Source organism: Enterobacter mori LMG 25706, from assembly GCF_000211415.1.
Lineage (GTDB): Bacteria > Pseudomonadota > Gammaproteobacteria > Enterobacterales > Enterobacteriaceae > Enterobacter > Enterobacter mori.
On record NZ_GL890780.1, the window covers coordinates 622,881 to 640,472 of the forward strand.

The 17,592-nt window shown below is 54.3% G+C and carries 15 protein-coding genes, 1 other RNA gene and 1 pseudogene; 4 read left to right on the forward strand and 13 right to left on the reverse strand.

Annotated elements, in window-relative coordinates; all coding sequences use genetic code 11:
* Positions 1 to 38: 38 nt before the first annotated feature.
* Positions 39 to 167: pseudogene (locus ENTMO_RS25820) on the reverse strand (hypothetical protein); the annotation flags it as partial.
* A 309-nt stretch (positions 168 to 476) separates the two neighbouring features.
* Here ENTMO_RS25820 and ENTMO_RS0121170 point away from each other — a divergent pair.
* Genes ENTMO_RS0121170 through ENTMO_RS0121180 form a run of 3 tightly spaced genes read left to right on the forward strand, consistent with a single transcriptional unit; the run spans position 477 to position 1,754 of the window.
* Complete coding sequence (locus ENTMO_RS0121170) at positions 477 to 926, forward strand: STM2901 family protein (protein WP_010435901.1); 450 nt, start codon at positions 477 to 479, stop codon at positions 924 to 926.
* Between the two features lie 2 nt (positions 927 to 928).
* Entirely contained in the window at positions 929 to 1,246 is a 318-nt protein-coding gene (locus tag ENTMO_RS0121175; RefSeq protein WP_010435902.1) for a DUF1493 family protein, read from the forward strand.
* Between the two features lie 22 nt (positions 1,247 to 1,268).
* Positions 1,269 to 1,754, forward strand: coding sequence for an Hcp family type VI secretion system effector (locus ENTMO_RS0121180; RefSeq protein ID WP_010435904.1), 486 nt, complete (start codon positions 1,269 to 1,271; stop codon positions 1,752 to 1,754).
* A gap of 74 nt (positions 1,755 to 1,828) precedes the next feature.
* On the opposite strand, the gene ENTMO_RS0121185 is transcribed toward ENTMO_RS0121180, so the two are convergent.
* From ENTMO_RS0121185 to ENTMO_RS0121230, 11 genes are all read right to left on the reverse strand, one after another.
* A complete protein-coding gene (locus ENTMO_RS0121185) occupies positions 1,829 to 2,239 on the reverse strand; it encodes a Spy/CpxP family protein refolding chaperone (RefSeq protein WP_010435906.1) in 411 nt (136 codons plus the stop codon).
* A 152-nt stretch (positions 2,240 to 2,391) separates the two neighbouring features.
* Complete coding sequence (pflB, locus tag ENTMO_RS0121190) at positions 2,392 to 4,686, reverse strand: formate C-acetyltransferase (protein WP_010435908.1); 2,295 nt, start codon at positions 4,684 to 4,686, stop codon at positions 2,392 to 2,394.
* A gap of 15 nt (positions 4,687 to 4,701) precedes the next feature.
* The gene (gene tdcD / locus ENTMO_RS0121195; RefSeq protein WP_010435910.1) at positions 4,702 to 5,910 is read right to left on the reverse strand and encodes a propionate kinase; all 1,209 of its coding nucleotides are present in this window, start codon (positions 5,908 to 5,910) and stop codon (positions 4,702 to 4,704) included.
* 30 nt (positions 5,911 to 5,940) lie between these two features.
* Positions 5,941 to 7,272: a threonine/serine transporter TdcC gene (gene tdcC / locus ENTMO_RS0121200; RefSeq protein ID WP_010435911.1), complete on the reverse strand. Its 1,332-nt coding sequence runs from the start codon at positions 7,270 to 7,272 to the stop codon at positions 5,941 to 5,943.
* A gap of 9 nt (positions 7,273 to 7,281) precedes the next feature.
* Positions 7,282 to 8,271 carry a bifunctional threonine ammonia-lyase/L-serine ammonia-lyase TdcB gene (tdcB, locus tag ENTMO_RS0121205; protein WP_010435913.1) on the reverse strand — a complete coding sequence of 330 codons (990 nt, stop codon included), beginning with the start codon at positions 8,269 to 8,271 and terminating at the stop codon, positions 7,282 to 7,284.
* A 92-nt stretch (positions 8,272 to 8,363) separates the two neighbouring features.
* Complete coding sequence (gene tdcA / locus ENTMO_RS0121210; protein ID WP_010435914.1) at positions 8,364 to 9,284, reverse strand: transcriptional regulator TdcA; 921 nt, start codon at positions 9,282 to 9,284, stop codon at positions 8,364 to 8,366.
* Positions 9,285 to 9,947: 663 nt separating this feature from the next.
* Positions 9,948 to 10,324, reverse strand: an RNA gene (gene rnpB / locus ENTMO_RS24805) — RNase P RNA component class A.
* Between the two features lie 32 nt (positions 10,325 to 10,356).
* Positions 10,357 to 11,502 (reverse strand): glycerate 2-kinase, encoded by a 1,146-nt coding sequence (garK, locus tag ENTMO_RS0121215; protein ID WP_010435918.1) that lies wholly within the window; start codon positions 11,500 to 11,502, stop codon positions 10,357 to 10,359.
* 76 nt (positions 11,503 to 11,578) lie between these two features.
* Entirely contained in the window at positions 11,579 to 12,469 is an 891-nt protein-coding gene (gene garR, locus ENTMO_RS0121220) for a 2-hydroxy-3-oxopropionate reductase (RefSeq protein WP_010435921.1), read from the reverse strand.
* A 20-nt stretch (positions 12,470 to 12,489) separates the two neighbouring features.
* Positions 12,490 to 13,260 (reverse strand): 2-dehydro-3-deoxyglucarate aldolase, encoded by a 771-nt coding sequence (gene garL, locus ENTMO_RS0121225; RefSeq protein ID WP_010435924.1) that lies wholly within the window; start codon positions 13,258 to 13,260, stop codon positions 12,490 to 12,492.
* A gap of 15 nt (positions 13,261 to 13,275) precedes the next feature.
* Positions 13,276 to 14,610: an MFS transporter gene (locus ENTMO_RS0121230; protein WP_010435927.1), complete on the reverse strand. Its 1,335-nt coding sequence runs from the start codon at positions 14,608 to 14,610 to the stop codon at positions 13,276 to 13,278.
* A 411-nt stretch (positions 14,611 to 15,021) separates the two neighbouring features.
* Here ENTMO_RS0121230 and garD point away from each other — a divergent pair, with 411 nt between their 5' ends.
* The gene (gene garD, locus ENTMO_RS0121235; RefSeq protein ID WP_010435931.1) at positions 15,022 to 16,593 is read left to right on the forward strand and encodes a galactarate dehydratase; all 1,572 of its coding nucleotides are present in this window, start codon (positions 15,022 to 15,024) and stop codon (positions 16,591 to 16,593) included.
* Positions 16,594 to 16,650: 57 nt separating this feature from the next.
* On the opposite strand, the gene ENTMO_RS0121240 is transcribed toward garD, so the two are convergent.
* A complete protein-coding gene (locus tag ENTMO_RS0121240) occupies positions 16,651 to 17,454 on the reverse strand; it encodes a DeoR family transcriptional regulator (RefSeq protein WP_010435934.1) in 804 nt (267 codons plus the stop codon).
* Positions 17,455 to 17,592 lie beyond the last annotated feature (138 nt).

Sequence of the window (17,592 nt, forward strand, 5' to 3'; positions counted from 1 at the left end):
CCCACAGGGAGAGGGAACCGATCGAGCCCCTGAACTCGCTACGCCTTACTCGCCATAATCTCAATAATCTGCCGGTCCGTTGCCTGCATCGAACGGCACGCCAGTGCGCACAGGTTGCCAATCGACTGCTCCACATCGTGCGCCACAATGCCCTCATTGCCTGTTAGCCCCCGTCGCAGATCGTCCCGCTAGCGTTGCCGACTATGTTGCCGATTTCCAGCGATTGTGATTCAGATTGCAGCAGGTACTTAATGTTGGTGTGAGAAAATCTTAACCGGAGCAAGGGAGAAAAAATCCCCATGAACTGGTAAAAAAAAATAACCAAGACTTTCTAAGAATGATGTACTTTTAAAAATAGTAGCCCCTCTTGAAAAAACGAATATTTCGGAATTTATAAAGATGGATGCCCTACTCTCAGCCCTTTGTTTTTTATAGGATGACATCTCAACAAACCACCTGATGATTATGGTTATACTATGGACACCGTTGAAGAACTCAATGGAACATACTTTTATAAAGGTGTATGTAACATCTCCGCATCTGAGTTATTTTTTTGGATTTTTTTGGATGCCACTGATGAACAGTTCGGCGGATTAAAGGATGCAGTAATGATGGCCACTATGATTCTTGGTTTACCTATACTTGAAACCAGAACAAAGCCAGAAACGGCTACAATAGGCACATCTGTGGCATCTAAGTACCTGCGAGATCTACTGAATGTACAGCTACCACACCGACTACCTACAATTACACTTGCAAGCTTTAAATACAGAAAACCAATGTATACCAAAAACTTAGGTGCGTTCATTGGCCGATGGATACCTGCACTAGGGATAACCATACTTGCTGCAGATGTTGCAATGATAAGTTACAAAACGCTTTCAAGATATAATACGATTGCTCACCCAAAAGACCGGATTTGGTGAAGATGAACAGTGAAGCTGATGTTTTAAAATTCTTCAGGGATAATTTACCAGAACAAGGCACATTTACGGGTAAACGGATTCCCCTCGGGATAGATGATGTTTTACAGGATTACACGGATCTGGATGATATCGTATATGCCATTGAGAGATTCGAAAAAGAGTATCTTATCGAAGTTAACACTGGAAATTATTTCCCCTGGATTCAAACATGGTTTTTCAGGAAATGGTTCACAAAAGAACCGGTAAAGCAAATATCAAAGCCATTGACGGTAAGAATGTTTGCCGAAGCGGTAAAAGCAGGAAAATGGATACACGATTGATTTATAGAAGGAGTTTTTTATCATGGCCGTACCTGTTCACATTTGGTTCTATGACGACGGTGGCTCACTCATTAAAGGTTCATGTGATGTTCAGGATCGTGAAGGGAGTGTTGAAATTAGAGGTTTAACCCATAATTTGAGTATTCCAACCGATCCACTCTCCGGAAGATTAACCGGAACGAGGAAACACGCGCCTTTCCTGTTCGAGAAGGAAATTGATAGCTCATCTCCCTATCTTTATAAGGCGGTAGCGACAGGGCAAAACCTTAAGAAAGTTGAGATTAGATATTACCGAATTAATGACGCAGGTTGGGAGGTTGAATACTTTAGAACTGAGCTGGAAGGTGTGAAAGTTGTCTCAATCTCCCCTATTGTTAACGATACACGTAACTGCCCTGGTACTGGCCACCTTGAATCTGTTCAATTGCGCTACGAAAAAGCGACCTGGACCTATTGCGACGGGAATATTCAGTTTGCTGATGCATGGAATGAACGTGCGTCGGCATGATGTTTAGAATTCATTCTCACAGAATCCAATTGAAGCGATTCTGTGAGGTTTCATTTTAAATGATTGATTCCAGCTCACTCAGCCAGCGCGTTAGCCATATCGGTTCTGATCTGCTTACGCTGTTCCGGCGTCAATACCTGGCTGACGTCGAAGTAATATTTCACGCGGTAATAACGGGTCTGCTCTTCAATTTTGCTGAAGGCGGTAAGCTGGCTTTTTACCGTGCTTTCGTCCCATTTACCCGCCTGGAACATGTCGATCAGCGCACCGTCCTTCACGCCCGTCATTGGGATCTTGCTGACATTTTGTTCCAGCTGCTGATGCAGATCGTCAATCTTTTTAACCTGCTCATTGCTGAGCTTCAGGTGCTGTACCAGCGGATCCTGCGATGGAGACGGGGCTGCCTCAACGTTCGCGGCCTGCGCGGTAACACTGCACACCGCCAACGACGCTGCAACCAAAGCAATACGGGTCATTTTCATCATCTTACTGTCCTTACATTTTGTTATGGGGAAAAGCAGGAACATTGTTTTTCAAGAGCGGATGAATATGTGTGAGTAATTATATAAACAATTTTGTATGTTTAGCGGGCAAAAAAATGCCCCCTGCGTTGAGGGGGCATGAGACCTGAATGTCGTCAGATTGATTGCGTAAATGTTCGCGAAATCACATCCTGCTGCTGCTCGCGCGTCAGGGCGTTAAACCGCACCGCATAGCCTGACACGCGGATCGTCAGGTTCGGGTAATTCTCGGGATGCGCGATGGCATCGAGGAGCATCTCCCGGTTCATGACGTTGACGTTCAGATGCTGCCCCCCCTCAATGGACGCTTCGTGGTGGAAGTACCCGTCCAGCAGCCCCACCAGGTTGGTTTTGCGCACCAGCTCGTCCTTGCCCAGCGCCTGCGGCACGATGGAGAAGGTGTACGAGATCCCGTCTTTGGCATAGGTGAAAGGCAGCTTGGCAACCGACGTTAGCGAGGCCACCGCCCCTTTTCTGTCGCGGCCGTGCATCGGGTTCGCGCCAGGCGCAAACGGCGTGCCGCCGCGGCGTCCGTCCGGCGTGTTCCCGGTCTTCTGGCCGTACACCACGTTTGAGGTGATGGTCAGGATAGACTGGGTTGGCACCGCGTTGCGGTAGGTTGGCAGCGCCTGAATTTTTTTCATAAAGCGCTCCACCAGGTCGCAGGCGATGCTGTCCACGCGGTCGTCGTTGTTGCCGTACTGCGGATAGTCCCCTTCAATCACGAAATCGACCGCCAGACCGGTATGGTCGCGCACCGGTTTCACCGTGGCGTATTTAATGGCCGACAGGGAATCCGCCGCCACCGACAGCCCGGCAATGCCGCAGGCCATGGTGCGATAGACGTCCCGGTCGTGCAGCGCCATCAGCGAGGCTTCGTAGCTGTACTTATCATGCATGTAGTGAATGAGGTTCAGAGCGCTAATGTACTGTACCGCCAGCCAGTCCATAAAGTGATCGAGGCTCGCCATCACGGTGTCGTAATCCAGCACGTCGTCCAGCAGCGGCTCGGTTTTCGGACCGACCTGGATCTTCAGCTTCTCGTCCACCCCGCCGTTGATCGCGTACAGCAGCGTTTTGGCGAGGTTGGCGCGCGCGCCAAAGAACTGCATCTGCTTGCCGATCACCATCGGGCTGACGCAGCAGGCAATGGCGTAATCGTCGCTGTTGAAGTCCGCGCGCATCAGATCGTCGTTCTCATACTGCAATGACGAGGTGACGATCGACACCTGCGCGGCGTATTTCTTGAACGCGATCGGCAGCTGTTCAGACCAGAGGATCGCCAGGTTCGGCTCCGGTGCAGGCCCCATGGTGTGCAGCGTATGCAGATAGCGGAAGCTGTTTTTGGTCACCAGCGTGCGGCCGTCCAGCCCCATGCCGCCGATCACTTCCGTCGCCCAGATCGGATCGCCGGAGAAGAGCGTGTCGAACTCCGGCGTGCGCAGGAAGCGCACCATGCGGATCTTCATGATGAAGTGGTCGATCAGCTCCTGCGCCTGGACTTCATTCAGCCTTCCTGCCTGCATGTCGCGTTCAATGTAGATATCGAGGAACGAGGCCGTGCGCCCCAGCGACATCGCCCCGCCGTTCTGGGATTTCACCGCGGCAAGGTAGGCAAAATAGACCCACTGCACCGCTTCCTGGGCGTTCATCGCAGGACGTGAGGTATCAAAGCCGTAGTTCGCCGCCATCTGCTGGATCTGCAGCAGCGCGCGTTTGTGCTCCGCCAGCTCCTCACGCAGTCGGATCGTCGCCTCGAGCTCTTCACCGCGCTCCAGTTTCCCCTGCAGATCCGCAAACTGCAGTTCACGCTCGCGCACCAGATAAGCGATCCCGTACAGCGCCACGCGGCGATAGTCGCCGATGATGCGCCCGCGCCCGTAGCCGTCCGGCAAACCGGTCAGCACGCCGGATTTACGGCAGCGCATCATCTCCGGCGAGTAGACGTCAAACACGCCCTGGTTGTGGGTTTTGCGCAGGTCGGTAAACAGGTATTCGAACTGCGGATCCATCTCGCGGCCATAGGCTTCGAACGAGCTGCGGATCATGTTGATCCCACCGTACGGGTGCAGCGCGCGCTTAAGCGGCTTATCGGTTTGCAGACCAACGATCGTCTCCAGATCCTGGTCGATGTAGCCCGGCCCGTGGGCCGTAATGGTGGTGGCAATGTTGGTGTCAAAATCCACCGGGGCGTGGGTGGCATTCTCCTGGCGAATGCCGACCATTACCTTCTGCCACAGCGCCGTCGTTGCTGGCGTCGCCTGCGCGAGGAAAGCTTCATCGCCTTCATAAGGGGTGTAGTTATGCTGAATAAAATCGCGGACGTTGACGGCGTTTTTCCATTCTTCACCGCGAAACCCGGCCCATGCGTCGCTGTAGGGTGCGACGCCCGTATCGATTGTAACTTTCATGTGATTCTCGCTTTATCAGGCGTAAGCCGCAGCCGGGGTAACCTTCCCAAGACGGAGGGCGTCCAGCGCGATCATTTTTTCTTCGTTGGTAGGGACAACCGCGCAGGCCACGCGGGACGACTCGGTGCTAATGACGCGCTCACCCGCGCTGCCCGGCAGGGCATTTTTGGCATCGTCGAGGATGATGCCAAACACCTTCAGGCGTTCCGCCACCAGCGCGCGGACAAGCTTCGAGTTTTCGCCAATGCCGCCGGTAAAGACCACCCCATCCAGGCGGTGCAGCGACGCCGCATGACCCGCAATGTGCCGCGCAATGCGGTGAACGAAGGTATGGATAGCCAGCTGTGCCCGCTCGTTGCCTTCGTGCCAGGCTTTCTCCCGCGCGCGCAGGTCTGAAGAGATGCCGGAGATCCCCAGCAGCCCGGACTCTTTATTGACCACGCGCTCCAGATCTTCAAACGACTGGCCGGTCTGCTGGGCAATCCACGCCATTGCGCCAAAATCCACGTCTCCGCAGCGCGTGCCCATCACCAGCCCTTCCAGCGGCGTCATCCCCATTGAGGTATCGACGCTTTCGCCGTTGCGCACCGCGCAGATGGACGCCCCGTTCCCGAGATGGGCAATCACCAGCCCGCTGTCATCGGGGGACAGCCCGAGAAGCGTATGCGCCTGCGCGGCCACGTAACGGTGAGAAGTGCCGTGGAAACCGTAGCGGCGCACGCCCAGCGCTTCAAAATAGCGGTACGGTAGACCGTACAGATACGCCTGCGGCGGCAGCGTCTGGTGGAAGCTGGTATCAAATACCGCCACCTGCTGCACGCCCGGGAACAGGCGCTCTGCGGCTTCCACGCCGCTCAGGTTGGCGTAGTTATGCAGCGGCGCCAGCGGGGAGACCTGGCGGATCTGCGCAATCACCTCTTCCGTGATCAGGGTCGACTCGCTGAAGAGGTCGCCGCCGTGCGCAATGCGGTGGCCAATTAAGGCCACGCTGCTCATCAGGTTACGCTTCTCCAGCTCCAGGGCGATGGCAGCCAGCGCCCCTTCGTAGTCCTGGTGAGCCAGTCGGACCGGCTCACCCCCGTTCACGGAAATAAAGGCCTTCTCGGTGTTGATCCCGTCCGCAATCCCCGTCATCAGGGCATCGCAGCTGCTGGCGTCGAGCACCGAAAACTTAACAGAGGACGATCCGCAGTTAATAACCAGTACTACCGGAAACTCAATCATCGTGTGACTCCGCTCTTCCTGAGCAATGGGTTAGAACAGTTTGTAAACGATATTCAGAATGGTCAGCAGGCCAACCACAGTAACGAAGATGTTCTCGGTACGGCCTTTGTATTTCGCCAGCGCCGGTGCTTTGCGGATGGCGTACATCGGCAGCAGGCACAGCAGAGAGGCGATGATTGGCGCGCCCATGGCTTCAATAAGGTCCAGAATGTTCGGGTTGGCGTAGGCCACAACCCAGGTGGAGCCCATGATGAAGATCATACTGATGGTGTTCAGCTTGCCGACGGAAACTTTCTTCTTATCGCCCTTATAGCCGAACTTAAGGACCAGACCGTTCAGCCCTTCCAGCGTGCCGAGGTAGTGACCAAAGAAGGATTTGAAGATAGCGACCAGCGCAATGATGGACGCGCCGTATTCCAGCACGGTGGCGAAGGTAGATTTAGTGCCTGACAGCGACGCGAAGTGGTTCGCCAGATAAGAGAGCACCGGAATGTTCTGCGCTTTGGCGTCCGCCATGTTCTGCGGAGAGAGGGTGAACAGGCAGCTGAAGGCGAAGAACATCACCACGGCCACCATCAGCAGGCTGGCGCGGCCGATGATTTTGGAACATTTCTGCTCGGTGAACTCTTTCCCGAACTCAGGTTCGTACTCTTCGCGCTTGGAGACCACAAACGAGGAGACGATAGGCGAGAAGTTGAAGGAGAAGACCATGATGGAGATCCCCAGCCATACGGTGACCAGAATGCCGTCATGACCGGTGAAGGCGATATCGCTCAGGTTGACCTGGTCGATCACCGCCGAGTTCCAGTAAGGGATCAGCGACAGGGAAATCAGCACCAGGCTGGCGATAAACGGGAACACCAGGAAGCTCATGACCTTCACCATCAGGTCTTTACCAAACCAGATAACAAAGGCCATCAGCAGTAGCAGGAACAGCGCCACAAAGCCACGGTTCAGCGCGGGCAGCTGGAGCTGGTTTTCCCAGAAGGTCATGAAGGTGTTGGTAATAGTGACACCGTAAATCCACAACAGCGGGCAAATCGCAAAGAAGTAGAGGAACGTGATCACCACCCCGCCGGTCTTACCGAAGTGCTCTTCTACCGTTTCGGTGATGTTGCCCGAGACGTTACTGCCTGACAGACACAGGCGCGCCAGCGCCCGGTGGCAGTAGAACGCTATCGGGAACGCGAGAACCAGCATCAGCAGAATAGGGATCAGGCCACCGAAGCCTGCGCGAATGGGGAAGAACAGCACGCCCGCGCCAATTGCGGTACCAAACAGGCCAAGCGTCCAGGTGGTATCAGACTTACGCCAGGAGGACGTTTTTGTCTGGCCAACGATAATGCTTTCTGTGTTGCTCATAGGTCACCTTTATGCGTCAACGAAGCCGGTAATTTGGGAAACACGGGAGAGATCGATATTGCCGCCGGAAATAATGCAGACGGTTTTACGACCCTGAATATAATGGTCAAGTTTGCCGCTTAATAACGCCGCGCAGGCCAGCGCGCCAGCACCTTCTGTCACCACTTTATTTCGCTGAATGAGCGCGATCATGCTGTTGCGAATATCGTCCTCGCTGACCAGAACAATGTCGTCAACTAATTCACGAACAATTTCGAAGGTTAATTTACCGGGACGAGAAACATCGCAGCCGTCTGCTAATGTGCCGGTGACGCGATGATTGACGATTTCCCCGGCCTGATAAGACGCTGCCATACCGTGAACGTTCTCAGACTGCACGCCGATAATATTAATGGTCGGGTTGATGGATTTAATCGCCGTCGCAATCCCGGCAATTAATCCGCCGCCGCCGATTGGCACAATGACGTTATCCACGTCGTATAAATCTTCAAGAATTTCCAGACCGATGGTTCCCTGCCCGGCGATCACTTTTGGGTCATCGTAAGGCGGAATAAAAATGCGCCCTTCCATCTCGACGATTTCGCTGACTTTGGCGATGGTGTCGTTAAAGTTCTCGCCGTGCAGCACCACTTCGGCGGAGTAGTCGCGCGTGGCGGCAACCTTGGATTTCGGCGCGCCCATTGGCATCACCACTTTGCCGTCAATGCCCAGCATGGCGCAGGAGAGCGACACCCCCTGCGCATGGTTTCCCGCCGAACAGGCGACAACGCCTTTGCGTTTTTCAGCGTCGGTCAGCGAGCTTAACTTATTAAACGCGCCGCGAATTTTGAATGAACCGGTACGCTGCATATTCTCAAACTTCAGGAATATCTCACCCTTACAACGTTCGCTGAGATAATTCGAGCGCGGCATACCGGTTTTATAGATTTTTCCTGCCAGTCGTTTTCTGGCATCCTGAATATCTTCAATCGTTACCGGGAGATCGTAAGTAATGTGCATAATATCCTCGTTATAATAATTCATTGTTTTCAGGCAAAGTCAGGGTATCAGAGCGTTAAGCTCCGGGTGTTTTAAAAATGAATGCTGCTAATTTATCGTCGTCTTTCGATATTCATCGACGAATATTGTTTTGCCAGTTCAACTAATACTGACGCTGATTTTTTAATACTGTAATTTTTAGACCACACCGCGGCGTAACGCGCCACGGGCAATTCATCTTCCACGGGCAAGACAATAAACTGGTCAGAACCGAACGGCGCAATCATATCGCGGGGAATCACCGTAAGATAATCGGCATTGAGGACAAGGTTATAAATGGTAACGACGGAATCGGTCTGGACGATGTTTTCAATGCTGATGTGGTTGTCTTGCAGGGTGGTCAGAAGTTCTTTGTAGTAGCCCATATCGGTTTGCGGCATCACCCACTGCTCATGCGTGAGCGATGCCACCGTCGTCGGGCCGGTGCACGTTCGTGATTTGCTGGCGACCAGCACAAACTCGGACTCAAACAGCGGCTCGACGTGCAGGTCCTGCAGCAGCATTTCATCGCTTAACGTACCGATGGCAAAATCCAGTCGGCCATCGCGGATAGCGGGCAGGAACGAAGAGAGCTGTGCTTCGTACATCGAGACGCGCGCTTTCGGGAACACTTCCTTGAATTTTTTGATCATCTCAGACAGGAAGGTGAAGCCTATCAGCGACGGATAGCCAAAGGAGACGTCCATAACGGTGCTAAAACTGAGGCTGTTGATCTCGCTCACCATGTTTTTCATTTCGCGGGTGATCGACTCTGAATACGAGAGCAGAACCTGGCCTGCTGCGGTCAACTTAACGCCCGTGTTTTTACGAATCATCACTTCAACACCGAAGTAGGACTCGATATCGCTGATGATTTTGCTGACGGCCGGTTGCGTCAGGCCCAGTTGTCTTGCCGCAGAACCTATGGAGCCACTTTTAATGACTTCCTGAAATACCACGAGGTGCTGTGTTTTCGGTAGAATAATAGTGTTCATAATATTCTGCGCTTATTTCCCTATGACGGAGCGAATTCTACCTAATAGTGTTTCAGGGGGTATGTGCTGTTACTCACAATTTGACTTTTCGCATCATTATCAACCTCGGAAAAACACCATTAAAACACATATATATCAATGAGTTGATAATATAAAAACACACCAATACGCTGATATTGATCAACAAAAATGGCGGTAATAACTTTATTTTATGGTGATAACCACGGTGGATTTTTTGTATTTTAAAATATCAATAAAGACTATCTTTCAGACAATTAACGGCTAATAAACAACCATTTTCTATTTAAAACATTTTTGTGTTTTATCAAATAGAACAATAATGATGTTGCCCGCGCATACAAAAGGGTCGAATACATCACACATTCACACTGGGAATGTTTTTGAATTCAATATTCACATATCAAATGTGAAAACTATGAACACCATTACCGCAACATCAGCAACAAATTAACAACACTGGGAAAGCGTTCTTTTTTAGCGGGAAATTTTGTGATTGGGATCGTATATGGCAAATGAACGGATTCATTAACCACATAAACAGTGAAATGTGCTTAGCGTCGCATTTTTGATAATTGGTATCATTTGCCCACATGGCCGGATGACCTGAAAGCAAAAACCCCGCCGAAGCGGGGTTCTTTAAGAAGTTGAAGCTGACCGATAAGCCGGGTTCTGTCGTGGACAGTCATTCATCTAGGCCAGCAATCGCTCACTGGCTCAAGCAGCCTACCCGGGTTCAGTACGGGCCGTACCATGTGAACCCCTATTTGGCCTTGCTCCGGGTGGAGTTTACCGTGCCACGGACTGTTACCAGCCGCGCGGTGCGCTCTTACCGCACCCTTTCACCCTTACCTGATCCCGCTTGCGCGGGCCATCGGCGGTTTGCTCTCTGTTGCACTGGTCGTGGGTTTCCCCCCCAGGCGTTACCTGGCACCCTGCCCTATGGAGCCCGGACTTTCCTCCCCTCCGCCCGTCTCCCCCGAAAGGGACGACGACGAAGCGGCGACTGTCTGGTCAGCTTCGGCGCGCAGTATAGAGGGTTTGCGCGCCGCTGTCACCCTTGGGTGTGCATCCCCACCTGCAAAGTCGCGGCGATATTGCGTGAGGCGCGGTAAATGTTGTCATAGGCGCCGCGAAACGCCTCTTCCAGTGAACCAATGCTGGTCAGCACGCTGAACACGGCGTCAATGCCGTACTGGTGCACTATGCCCACGTCCGGGGTCAGGCTACCGGCAATGCCAATCACCGGCTTATGGTATTTTTTGGCGACGTTCGCCACACCGACGGGCACTTTGCCGTGAATGCTCTGGCTGTCGATACGCCCTTCCCCCGTCAGCACCCATGTGCAGTCGTGGATATGCTCTTCAAGGTTGAGCGCCTGGGTGACAATCTCAATCCCGCTCTTAAGTTCCGCGCCGAGAAATGCCATCAGCGCTGCACCCATACCGCCCGCAGCACCGGCTCCCGGTACATGCTTCACGTCGATACGCAGGGATTTTTTAATCACGTCGGCAAAGTGGCTGAGATTGGCGTCCAGCTCGAGGATCATCCCCTCGGTCGCCCCTTTTTGTGGGCCAAAGACGCGCGACGCGCCTTTCTCACCCACCAGCGGGTTGGTGACGTCGCAGGCGACGCGGATCGCGCAATGCTGAAGACGCGCATCAAGGCCCAAAAGATCAATACTGTTAAGCGCCATCAGGCTGCCGCCGCCGTAGCCGATCTCCGTGCCGTTGGCATCGCTGAGCTTCGCCCCGAGCGCCTGCATCATTCCCGCGCCACCGTCGTTGGTCGCGCTGCCGCCGATGCCGATAATAATATTGCGCGCGCCTTTATCCAGCGCGCAGAGGATAAGCTCCCCGGTGCCGCGTGAAGTGGTAACCAGCGGGTTGCGCTGTGCCGGAGGGACTAATGCCAGACCGCTGGCTGCCGCCATCTCGATAAACGCCGTACTGCCGTCGCCGGACATTCCCCAGCAGGCATTCACCTTCTCCCCCAGCGGTCCCGTCACCACGGCATGATGTTCGCTACCACGGGTGGCGGCGATCATCGCTTCAACCGTGCCTTCCCCGCCGTCGGCGACGGGAACAGAAACATAAAGTGCGTCGGGGAAGATTTCCCGAAATCCTTTTTCTATCGCCTGAGCTACCTCGGTGGCAGAAAGGCTTTCTTTATAAGAGTCTGGCGCGATTACGATTTTCATAGTTGTAGCCTGTTACAGCACGGATCCGGCCTGGACCGTAGGCCCGGTAAGCAAAGCGCCACCGGGCAGGACGTCATTAGCGAGCAACTTCCACTTTCGCCAGTTTCTCGTAGTAGCACGCGATGGCGCTATGGTCGGCGGTGCCCAGACCGTCCGCGCGCAGCGCCTGCATCATCTCCATGACCGCAGCGGTCAGCGGCAGCTGTGCGCCCACGCCGTGAGAGGTATCCAGCGCGTTAGCCAGATCTTTAATGTGCAAGTCAATGCGGAAACCCGGCTTGAAGTTACGATCCATCACCATCGGCGCTTTCGCATCCAGCACGGTGCTGCCCGCCAGGCCGCCGCGGATCGCCTGATAGACCAAATCCGGGTTGACGCCCGCCTTGGTGGCCAGCGTCAACGCTTCTGACATCGCCGCGATATTCAGCGCCACAATCACCTGGTTTGCCAGCTTGGTGACGTTACCCGCGCCGATTTCACCGGTGTGCACCACGGAACCGGCCATGGCTTTCATCAGGTCGTAATATTTGTCGAAAACTGCCTTGTCGCCGCCCACCATCACCGACAGCGTGCCGTCGATGGCTTTTGGCTCGCCGCCGCTGACCGGTGCGTCCAGCATGTCCACGCCTTTCACCTTCAGCGCCTCGCTGATTTCACGGCTGGCCAGCGGGGCAATAGAGCTCATGTCGATAACCACCAGGCCCGGCTTCGCGCCGTCGATAATGCCGTTCTCGCCCAGCGCCACCTCTTTCACATGCGGGGAGTTTGGCAGCATGGTGATGATCACATCGCACTGCTCGGCAACCGCTTTAGCCGTGGTTGCCGCTTCTGCCCCGGCTGAAATCACTTCAGCCACGGCGTCTGAATTACGGTCTAACACCACCAGTGAGTAACCCGCTTTGATGAGGTTCTTACTCATTGGTTTACCCATGATACCTAAGCCAATAAAGCCCACTTTCAGCGTCATAATCTTTTCCTCAGTGATGGTTATTTTTTAAAAGCGTCTGCTAATTTCTGCGTGGCGGAGCGGAACACGCCGAGATCGCTACCCACGGCAACGAACGTCGCCCCCCACTCCAGATAGCGGCGGGCATCGGCTTCAACCGGGGCCAGAATGCCGCAGGGTTTGCCGTGCGCTTTGGCGCGAGCAAAGATGTGCTGAATGGCGCGCTGCACGTCAGGATGACCCGCATTGCCCAGATGCCCGAACGCAGCGGCCAGGTCGCTTGGACCGACAAAGATGCCGTCCACGCCGTCGGTTGCGGCGATGGCATCGACGTTATCCACGCCCTGCTGGCTCTCGATCTGCACCAGGATGGTGATGTTCTTGTTGGACTGGGCGAAGTAGTCCGGCACGGTGCCAAACATGTTGGCGCGGTGCGACACGGACACGCCGCGAATGCCCTCCGGCGGATAGCGGGTAGAGGCCACGGCCAGCACCGCCTCTTCTTCCGTTTCCACGAACGGGATCAGGAAGTTGTAGAAACCGATATCCAGCAGGCGCTTGATGATGACCGGCTCGTTCGTCGGTACGCGTACCACCGGCGCGCTCGGGCTGCCCTTCAGCGCCATCAGCTGCGGAATAAAGGTACTGATGTCATTTGGCGCATGTTCGCCGTCCAGCACCAGCCAGTCGAACCCGGCCAGTCCAAGCACTTCGGTGCTGATCGGGCTTGCCAGCGCGGACCAGCAGCCAATCTGGATCTGATGCGCCGCGAGGGCCGCTTTAAACTTGTTCGGGAAGATATCGTTACTCATCGCTTATACCTTTGCTTATTTCTGCAATTCCATACGTTTGATGTCGCCTACCACGAACAGGTAGCAGAACATCGCCATCAACGCTGAACAGCCAACGAATACCAGTGCCGCGTTGAACGAATGCAGCTCACTGACCAGATAACCAATGACCAGTGGAGTCGCGATGGACGCCACGTTGCCAAAGACGTTAAATACCCCGCCGCACAGGCCAACAATCTCTTTTGGCGCGGTGTCGGAAATCACCGGCCAGCCCAGCGCGCCGAAGCCTTTGCCGAAGAACGCCAGCGCCATCAGGGCTACCACCAGCGTGGTGTTGTTGGTGTAGTTGCACAGAATGATGGACGACGCCAGCAGCATGCCGAGCACAATCGGCAGCTTGCGCGCCAGGGTTATCGACTTGCCCTGCTTAATCAGATAATCCGAGAACACGCCGCCCAGCACGCCGCCAGCAAAACCGCACAGCGCCGGAATGGAGGCCACCAGACCCACTTTCAGAATCGACATCCCTTTTTCCTGAACCAGATAAATCGGGAACCAGGTAAGGAAGAACCAGGTGATGGTGTTGATAAAGTATTGACCAAAAAAGACGCCCAGCATCATGCGGTTGGTCAACAACTGTTTGATGTAATGGAGTTTAGGACCGCCTGCGACCTGTGCTCCAGGCTTTTTATGGTCCATATCCACTACCGCGCCGCCTTCGGAGATGAACTTCAGCTCCTGCTCTGACATGCGCGGGTGATCGGTCGGGTTATGGATATACTTCACCCATACGCCGGTCAGCACAAAGCCAATCACGCCCATCACGGTAAAGACGTGTTCCCAGCCCCAGGCGAAGGTCAGCCAGCCCAGCAGCGGAGAGAAGATGGCCAGCGAGAAATACTGCGCGGCGTTAAACAACGCAGACGCGGTGCCGCGCTCTTTGGTCGGGAACCAGGCCGCCACGATACGGGCGTTTGCCGGAAAAGACGGCGCTTCCGAGAAGCCGAGCATAAAGCGCATGATGAACATCGACACGCCCGCCCAGGCCAGCGGGAAGACATCCACAAAGCCCTGCAGGAAGGTGAACAGCGACCAGAAGAACAGGCTGTAGGTATAGACCTTTTTGGAGCCGAACTTATCCAGCAGCCAGCCGCCGGGAATTTGCATCAGCAGGTAGGCCCAGCCGAACGCAGAGAAGATATACCCCATCGAGACGGCACTGAGCTGCAGCTCTTTTGCCACTTCCGTACCGGCAATCGACAGCGTCGCACGGTCAGCGTAGTTAATGGCCGTGACGATAAAAATAATCAGTAATATTAAATAGCGAGTGGGTACACCCTTTTTCGATTCTACAACGGTATCCAGAATCATATCTATTTCCTCAGGCACAGCGAAATTTATATTTATAATTTTAGAAAACATATTTCCTGATTATTTATCGATAGCAGGCAATATCAGGTAATTAACCAGACGCAATATTAATGTGATTCAGTATAATCACCACTTTATGGCGTCGCACTGGATTAACGCTCAATTATCACACCTGAAATGAATAAGTTTTTGAGCATATGCACAAGGCACTGGGCGCTGCTGCACAGAATCACGTATTCACAGCCACAGTGCGCTATCTCTCGCTTTAGGGGGTGACCTGGATCACATTCTTATATCTCAAGTCCTGACATTCTTTATTTAAGTAAGCAGCGTCTTTATTTCGAAAATAAGTAAATTACTATCTGTGTGGCTGCATTAATGATCAGACACTTTGCTGGAGAATAGTGAACAATGGCCGACATTGAAATTCGACAGGCATCGCCGACGGCGTTTTATATAAAAGTACATGACACCGATAACGTGGCGATTATTGTCAACGACAACGGCTTAAAAGCGGGAACCCGTTTCCCGGACGGGCTGGAACTGATTGAGCATATTCCGCAGGGGCATAAGGTGGCGCTGGTGGATATCCCGGCGCACGGTGAAATCGTGCGCTACGGTGAAATTATTGGCTATGCCGTTCGCGCTATCCCGCAGGGGAGCTGGATTGAAGAGTCGCTGGTTGAACTGCCAAAAGCGCCGCCGCTGAATACCCTGCCGCTGGCGACGCGCGTGCCTGAACCGCTTCCGCCGCTGGAGGGCTATACCTTCGAAGGCTACCGCAACGCGGACGGCAGCGTCGGCACCAAGAACCTGCTCGGCATTACTACCAGCGTGCACTGCGTGGCGGGCGTGGTGGATTACGTGGTCAAAATCATCGAGCGCGACCTGCTGCCGAAATACCCGAACGTGGATGGCGTAGTAGGCCTGAACCACCTCTACGGCTGCGGCGTGGCGATCAACGCGCCCGCTGCCGTGGTGCCGATCCGTACCATTCACAATATTGCCCTCAACCCGAACTTTGGCGGCGAGGTGATGGTCATCGGCCTGGGATGTGAAAAACTTCAGCCTGAGCGCCTGCTGCAGGGCACCGAGGATGTGAAAGCGATTCCGGTCGACGAGGCCAGCATCGTGCGCCTGCAGGACGAGCATCACATCGGCTTCCGATCGATGGTCGACGATATTTTGCAGGTGGCTGAACGCCATCTGGACAAGCTCAACAAGCGCCAGCGCGAAACCTGCCCGGCCTCTGAGCTGGTGGTGGGCACCCAGTGCGGCGGCAGCGATGCGTTTTCCGGCGTGACCGCCAACCCGGCGGTGGGCTATGCGTCCGATCTGTTCGTGCGCTGCGGCGCCACGGTGATGTTCTCCGAAGTGACCGAAGTGCGTGACGCCATCCATCTGTTGACGCCGCGCGCCGTCAACGAAGAGGTGGGCAAGCGCCTGCTGGAAGAGATGGCCTGGTACGATAACTATCTTGATATGGGGCAAACCGACCGCAGCGCCAACCCGTCGCCGGGCAACAAAAAAGGCGGCCTGGCCAACGTGGTGGAAAAAGCCCTTGGCTCGATTGCTAAATCCGGCCAGAGCGCGATTGTCGAAGTGCTCTCTCCGGGCCAGCGCCCGACCAAACGCGGCCTGATTTATGCGGCAACGCCTGCCAGCGATTTCGTCTGCGGTACGCAGCAGGTGGCGTCCGGCATTACGGTTCAGGTCTTTACCACCGGGCGCGGCACGCCGTACGGCCTGATGGCGGTGCCGGTGATTAAAATGGCGACCCGCACCGAGTTGGCAAACCGCTGGTATGACTTAATGGATATCAACGCGGGCACCATCGCCACCGGGGAAGAGAGCATTGAGGACGTGGGCTGGAAGCTGTTCCACTTCATCCTGGATGTCGCCAGCGGCCGGAAGAAAACGTTCTCTGATCAATGGGGATTACATAATCAGCTGGCGGTGTTTAATCCTGCACCGGTGACGTGATGGCCCCTCACCCTGCCCTCTCCCCACTGGGGAGAGGGTAAAAACCGCACTGAGCCTTTAAACAAGCACCACGTCAATCCCGCTCTTCCGCAACCCGTCCAGGCTCTCAGCCGGAATCCCTTCGTCAACAATAATCATATCGATACGCTGTGTATCGATGATTTTATGCAGGCTCGAACGGTTAAACTTGCTGGAGTCCGTCACCACGATAATACGCTCTGCCACCTCGCACATTTTGCGGTTCAGGCGGGCTTCGTCTTCATTGTGCGTACTTACACCGCGATCAAGATCGATGGCGTCCACGCCCAGGAATAAAAGGTCAAAATGGTAATTCTGTAGCGACTGCTCCGCCTGGTCTCCGTAGAACGATTGCGATTGACGGCGCAAATGCCCGCCGGTCATCAGCAGCTCTACCCCTTCCGCTTCCAGCAACGCATTCGCGACGTTCATGCCGTTGGTCATCGCAATCACGTCCGTATGCTGGCGCAGCATGCGGGCGATTTCAAACGTCGTGGTGCCGGAATCCAGAATAATTCGATGGCCTGGCTTTACCAGCTCAGCGGCGGCCTGCGCAATACTGCACTTCACCGCCGTATTCAGCGAACTTTTATCCTCCACGGAAGGCTCAGCGCCCGTGGCATTGCCTTCACATATCAGGGCGCCGCCGTAGGCACGTACGGCAATGCCCTGCTTCTCAAGGAAGGCCAGATCGTTGCGGATCGTCACCGTCGACACGCCATACAGATGAGAAAGATCGTTAACCTGCACGCTTCCCTGCGCCCGCAACCGCTGAATAATATGCTCTCGCCTTTCACTGGTGCCGGTGATGCGCTTTTCCGCGGCTGAATCGGTGCTGCTCATAAGAGCTCCTTAATAAAAAAACTTTCGTTTCATTTCGTTTCACCTATTAAGGCCTTTCTTTTACGGGAATGCAAGCCCTGTCTGGCGTCTAGACGCAAGCCGATCGGCCGCTGAAACCTTTCATTATGTTTCTTTTGT

Bases quoted from the DNA above. Each gene is read 5' to 3' on its own strand.
- ENTMO_RS0121175 (WP_010435902.1), top strand. From the start codon at position 929: ATGAACAGTGAAGCTGATGTTTTAAAATTCTTCAGGGATAATTTACCA.
- tdcA (WP_010435914.1), bottom strand. From the start codon at position 9,284: ATGAACACTATTATTCTACCGAAAACACAGCACCTCGTGGTATTTCAG.
- ENTMO_RS0121170 (WP_010435901.1), top strand. From the start codon at position 477: ATGGACACCGTTGAAGAACTCAATGGAACATACTTTTATAAAGGTGTA.
- ENTMO_RS0121185 (WP_010435906.1), bottom strand. From the start codon at position 2,239: ATGATGAAAATGACCCGTATTGCTTTGGTTGCAGCGTCGTTGGCGGTG.
- garK (WP_010435918.1), bottom strand. From the start codon at position 11,502: ATGAAAATCGTAATCGCGCCAGACTCTTATAAAGAAAGCCTTTCTGCC.
- tdcC (WP_010435911.1), bottom strand. From the start codon at position 7,272: ATGAGCAACACAGAAAGCATTATCGTTGGCCAGACAAAAACGTCCTCC.
- pflB (WP_010435908.1), bottom strand. From the start codon at position 4,686: ATGAAAGTTACAATCGATACGGGCGTCGCACCCTACAGCGACGCATGG.
- garR (WP_010435921.1), bottom strand. From the start codon at position 12,469: ATGACGCTGAAAGTGGGCTTTATTGGCTTAGGTATCATGGGTAAACCA.
- tdcD (WP_010435910.1), bottom strand. From the start codon at position 5,910: ATGATTGAGTTTCCGGTAGTACTGGTTATTAACTGCGGATCGTCCTCT.
- garD (WP_010435931.1), top strand. From the start codon at position 15,022: ATGGCCGACATTGAAATTCGACAGGCATCGCCGACGGCGTTTTATATA.
- ENTMO_RS0121180 (WP_010435904.1), top strand. From the start codon at position 1,269: ATGGCCGTACCTGTTCACATTTGGTTCTATGACGACGGTGGCTCACTC.
- ENTMO_RS0121230 (WP_010435927.1), bottom strand. From the start codon at position 14,610: ATGATTCTGGATACCGTTGTAGAATCGAAAAAGGGTGTACCCACTCGC.
- garL (WP_010435924.1), bottom strand. From the start codon at position 13,260: ATGAGTAACGATATCTTCCCGAACAAGTTTAAAGCGGCCCTCGCGGCG.
- ENTMO_RS0121240 (WP_010435934.1), bottom strand. From the start codon at position 17,454: ATGAGCAGCACCGATTCAGCCGCGGAAAAGCGCATCACCGGCACCAGT.
- tdcB (WP_010435913.1), bottom strand. From the start codon at position 8,271: ATGCACATTACTTACGATCTCCCGGTAACGATTGAAGATATTCAGGAT.